Source organism: Pseudomonas sp. HMWF006, assembly GCF_003061205.1.
In the GTDB taxonomy this organism is placed as follows: Bacteria; Pseudomonadota; Gammaproteobacteria; order Pseudomonadales; family Pseudomonadaceae; genus Aquipseudomonas; species Aquipseudomonas monsensis.
On the sequence record NZ_QAIU01000386.1, the window covers coordinates 193 to 3,704 of the forward strand.

Annotated in this window: 4 protein-coding genes; 2 read left to right on the forward strand and 2 right to left on the reverse strand. The window is 62.9% G+C overall.

What is annotated here, in order from left to right; translation table 11 throughout:
* Together DBR24_RS15875 and DBR24_RS15880 are read left to right on the forward strand one after the other, a co-directional pair.
* Nucleotides 1-803: LysR family transcriptional regulator (locus DBR24_RS15875; protein ID WP_256591539.1), on the forward strand; the 803-nt coding region annotated here is incomplete at its 5' end.
* 2 nt (nucleotides 804-805) lie between these two features.
* Nucleotides 806-1,444 carry a tRNA-uridine aminocarboxypropyltransferase gene (locus DBR24_RS15880; RefSeq protein WP_256591540.1) on the forward strand — a complete coding sequence of 213 codons (639 nt, stop codon included), beginning with the start codon at nucleotides 806-808 and terminating at the stop codon, nucleotides 1,442-1,444.
* On the opposite strand, the gene DBR24_RS15885 is transcribed toward DBR24_RS15880, so the two are convergent.
* Together DBR24_RS15885 and DBR24_RS32360 are read right to left on the reverse strand one after the other, a co-directional pair.
* Nucleotides 1,398-2,759 carry an HlyD family type I secretion periplasmic adaptor subunit gene (locus tag DBR24_RS15885; protein WP_128615231.1) on the reverse strand — a complete coding sequence of 454 codons (1,362 nt, stop codon included), beginning with the start codon at nucleotides 2,757-2,759 and terminating at the stop codon, nucleotides 1,398-1,400. The two genes, DBR24_RS15880 and DBR24_RS15885, sit on opposite strands and share 47 nt — an antisense overlap.
* 9 nt (nucleotides 2,760-2,768) lie before the next feature.
* Nucleotides 2,769-3,512, reverse strand: a 744-nt coding sequence (locus tag DBR24_RS32360; protein ID WP_256591541.1) for an ATP-binding cassette domain-containing protein, incomplete at its 5' end; no start/stop codon positions are given.

Consider the following 3,512-nt stretch of genomic DNA (forward strand, 5'->3'; position numbering starts at 1 on the left):
ACCTGTCGACGTCGGCGATCAGCACTTACATGAGTCAGCTCGAAGCGGCGCTGGGGCTGGTGCTGTGTCATCGCGGACGCGGCGGGTTCAGCCTGACCAGCAAGGGTGAACTGTTCCATCAGGAAACCCTGCGCCTGCTGGCCGAGCTCGAAGGTTTCGAGCAATACGCCGCTGCGCTCAAGGGCGAACTGCGCGGTACGCTCAACCTTGGGGTGATCGACTCCACCGTCAGCGACAAGGCCTTGCCGTTCGCCGAAGCCATCGGCGCCTACAGCCAGGAACATCCGGCGGTGCATTTGCACCTGTCGGTGATGAGCCCGTACGAACTGCAGCTCGGCGTGCAGGACAACCGTCTCGATCTGGCCATCGGTGCGTTTTCCACGCGCATGAGCGGGCTGGTCTACATGCCGCTGTACCGCGAACAGCATTGGCTGTATTGCAGCAGTCGGCATCCGTTGTTCAACGAGCGGCGCATTCCCGAGCAGGTCATCACCCAGCAGCGCATGGTCGGTCGCGGGTACTGGAGCCAGGCGGAACTGGCGCGCCACGGTTTCAAACACAGCGCCGCCACGGTAGAAAGTATGGAGGCGCAGCTGATTCTGGTGCTGTCCGGCGCCTACATCGGTTATTTGCCGGAACACTACGCTCAGGCCTGGGCCGACAAGGGCGACTTGCGCGTGTTGCTGCCGGCGACGTTCGGTTACCAGGCGCCATTTTCGATGATCATGCGCCGGGGCCGCAGCCGCGAGCCGCTGATCCAGACCTTTCGTGATTTGCTCAAAGCACAGCTCAATCAGGCTTAAGAATGTCCAGACCTCAATGCCCGCGCTGCCTGCGCCCCCAAACCCATTGCCTGTGCCCGCTGATCCCGCGCCTCGACAGCCGCACCCGGGTCTTGCTGTTGCAGCATCCGAGCGAGGTCAATCACGCGCTCAACACCGCACGATTGGCGGCGCTGGGTTTGACCAATGCCGAACTGATTGTCGGTGAAGTTTTCGAGGATCTGTCGACGCTGTTGAACCGGCCGGGGTATCAGGCGCGATTGTTGTTTCCCGCCGACGATGCGCAGCCGATGCAGGCTTACCGTGAATCTGATCAACCGTTGTTGCTGGTGGTGCCGGATGGCACCTGGCGCAAGGCGCGCAAGATGCTCCATCTCAATCCGCTGCTGGCGGCGCTGCCCCGGGTGACGCTGGCCGAGGGCGGAGTGTCGCGTTATCGCTTGCGCAAGGCTCCGGGGCCGGGGGCGTTGTCGACCATCGAGGCGATTGTGCAGGCGCTGGAAACCCTCGAAGCGCCGGCGACGTTCGCGCCGTTGCTCAAGCCGTTCGAGGCGTTGATCGAGGGGCAGATTGCGGCGATGAGGCCAGTCAATTCACCACAAAATCCAGACATTTCTAGCGCTCGCGCATCGCCTCGGTCCGCGCCTTCAGCACGGGTTTAAGCAGATAATCCAGCACGCTTTTCTCCCCGGTAATGATGTCCACCGTCGCCACCATTCCCGGAATGATCAGCAACGGCTTCGCATCCCCGCCCAAATGGTTTTTATCGGTGCGCACCTGAATCAGGTAGAAGCTGTTGCCTTTGTCATCGGTGATGGTGTCGGCGCCGATCAGTTCCAGTTTTGCGCTCAGCCCGCCGTAGATCGTGTAGTCGTAGGCGCTGAACTTGACCATGGCTTTCTGGCCCGGATGCAGGAACGCGACGTCCTGCGGACGAACCTTGGCCTCGATCAGCAGGTTGTCTTCCAGTGGCACGATTTCCACCATGTCGCTGCCAGGCTGCACCACGCCGCCGATGGTATTGACCTTGAGCTGCTTGATCACCCCGTGCACCGGCGAGGTCACGGTGGTGCGGCTGACGCGGTCGTCGATGGCGATGCTCGACGCGGTGATTTTCGACAGGTCGGTGCGCTTCTGATTGAGGTCCTTGGCGGCGTCGGAGCGGAAGGTCTGTTCCGATTCGTCGATCTTGCTCTTGATCTCGTTGATCGCCGATTCGGCCCGGGGGATGGCCAGCGTCGTCGCGTTGAGCGAACCGCGAATCTCCACGGCGCTGCGCTTGAGCCGCAGGATTTCCACCGGCGATACCGCACCGGTGCCGACCAGCGGCGCCGACATGTTCATCTCTTGCTGCAGCAACGCCAGGCTGGAGCTGTACTGGCCCTGTTTGGAACGGAACTCCGCCAGTTCCTGAGTCTTCTGCCGCAGTTGTTCGGTGAGGGTCCGTTGCTCGCTGGCTAGCCGCCGTTGGCGCTGGTCGTACAGTGCCCGTTCGTCTTCGGCGACCTGTGGCGCCTTGGCAATCACCTCGTCAGACAGCTTGAACGGGCGCCCCTCGGCTTCGGCGGAAAGGCGTTCGACTTGCGCGGTCAGGGCGTAACGGTCGGCCTCGCTCTCACCCTTGTTCGACAGGAAGCGCGTGTCATCCAGGCGCAATAGCTTGTCGCCCTTGTTCACCATCTGCCCTTCACGCACGAAAATCTCGGTGACGATCCCGCCCTCAAGGTTCTGGATCACCTGGACCTTGCTCGACGGAATCGCCTTGCCTTCGCCCATGGTCACTTCTTCGAGCACCGCGAACTTGGCCCAGACCAACGCACTGATCAGCAGCGCTGCGGCCAGCCACACGGTAATCCGCGACCAGCGTGGCGAATCCTGCAAGGAGGCGCCGGCGGTTTCCGGCATGAACTCGGCTTCGGCGCTTTTGCCGAAACTGTCGAAGTAGCCGCGTGATTTGCCATCGGATGCAGCTGACATGGGTAACTCCTAGACCGCCGCCGAGCCGACGCGGCCCTTGCGCAGTGCATCAATGACCGCTTCTTTCGGACCGTCGGCAACGACCCGGCCGTTGTCCAGCACCAGCAGCCGGTCCACCAGACTGAGCATCGAGGTGCGATGGGTGACCAGCAGCAGCGTCTTGCCTTGCACCCAGCCGTGCAGCTTCTGGCGCAGCAGGTCTTCGCTGCTGTTGTCCATGGCGCTAGTGGGTTCGTCGAGCAGCATGATCGGCGGGTCGAGCAGCAACGCCCGGGCCAGCAGCACGGCCTGACGTTGGCCGCCGGAGAGCAATTGCCCACGCTCGCCCACGGGGCGGTCGAAACCTTGCGGGTGCTGGCGAGCCAGTTCGGTGACGCCGGTCAGTTCAGCGACTTCGAGCATGCGCGAATCGCTGATGTAGCGCGCGCCGAGGGTCAGGTTGTCACGCAGGCTGCCAGCCAGCAGTGGCAGGTCGTGGGCGACGTAACCGATCTGCTGGCGCAGGTCGGCGACATCGAGTTGGCGCAGGTCGAGCCCGTCGAGCAGTAGCTGGCCTTCTTCCGGTTCGTAGAAGCCCATCAGCAATCGCGCCAGGGTGCTTTTGCCCGAGCCGCTGCGGCCGATGATGCCGACCCGTTCGCCGGGTTTGAGGCTGAAGCTGACGTTGCTCAGCGCCGGCGCGTTCTGGCCGTTGTAGTGAAAGGTCACGCCACTGACGTCCAGCGCACCTTGCAACTGGGTGCGCTCCAGTGG

Coding starts and splice junctions, on each gene's coding strand:
- DBR24_RS15880 (WP_256591540.1), top strand. CDS start 806: ATGTCCAGACCTCAATGCCCGCGCTGCCTGCGCCCCCAAACCCATTGC.
- DBR24_RS15885 (WP_128615231.1), bottom strand. CDS start 2,759: ATGTCAGCTGCATCCGATGGCAAATCACGCGGCTACTTCGACAGTTTC.